Source organism: Streptomyces sp. CA2R106 (assembly GCF_037034245.1).
In the GTDB taxonomy this organism is placed as follows: Bacteria; Actinomycetota; Actinomycetes; order Streptomycetales; family Streptomycetaceae; genus Actinacidiphila.
This window is the reverse complement of the sequence record NZ_JBAGKC010000138.1, coordinates 1-898: the sequence shown is the minus strand read 5'-3', so window position 1 is coordinate 898 and position 898 is coordinate 1. Positions and strand designations below refer to the sequence as shown.

Sequence of the window (898 nt, the reverse complement as noted above, 5' to 3'; positions counted from 1 at the left end):
TGTGCAGGTCCAGGTCCACGTCGGCGATAGCGATGGCGACAGTGGCCGGCGATCGGTGACGGTCTCCTCTCGCGAGGGGGAGGGCGAGTGGGTGCGGAACGCAGTGGGCGAGTTGGCTCCGATCGGCAGCGAGCCCGTCCCTGCCCCGCTGTCCGTGTGGCCTCCGGCGGGTGCGGTGTCGGTTCCGGTCGACGACGCCTACGAGAGGCTGGCTCGGCAGGGTTACGGTTACGGTCCGGCGTTCCAGGGGCTGCGGCAGGTGTGGAGGGCCGGGGACACGGTCTATGCCGAGGTGGAGCTGCCGGAGGTTGTCGAAGCTGATGCCTCCGGGTTTGGCCTGCATCCTGCCCTTCTCGACGCTGCCCTGCATGCCCTCATCACTGCCAGCACTGACAAGGGCAATGGTGGGGGGACGGGGTTGCCGTTTGTGTGGTCGGGGGTGCGGCTGCTGGCCGGGGGTGCGCGCCACCTGCGGGTGGTGCTGGCGCCCGGGTCGGGCGGGGTCTCGGTGGCGGCGTTTGACGGTGTCGGTCAGCCGGTGCTGGCGGCGCGGTCACTGGTGCTGCGGGAGGCGTCGGCTGGTGAGCTCACCGGTACTGGTCGGCAGGTGCGGCAGTCGTTGTTCACGGTGGATTGGGTTCCGCTGCCTGCCCCGCAGGACTCTGACACCGCCGTGGTGCAGTGGGTGCGGCATGGTGAGTCGGTCGGGTCCGAGGCGGCTTCGGTGGCGGTGGTGCCGGCTGCCCGATCGGGGGTTCCGGTACCGGAGGCGGCTCAGTTGGCTGTTGCGACGGTGTTGGGTTGGGTGCAGGAGTGGCTGGCCGATCCCGAGACCGACAACGCGCGGTTGGTGATCTGGACCCAGGGCGCGGCCACCGGGCAGGATCTGGCGGGCGCG

The 898-nt window shown here is 70.7% G+C and carries 1 protein-coding gene; it reads left to right on the top strand.

The window, feature by feature from the left end; all coding sequences use genetic code 11:
* Nucleotides 1-91: 91 nt before the first annotated feature.
* Nucleotides 92-898 (top strand): polyketide synthase dehydratase domain-containing protein (locus tag WA788_RS35395; protein ID WP_335984587.1); only part of this gene is annotated, 807 nt, incomplete at its 3' end.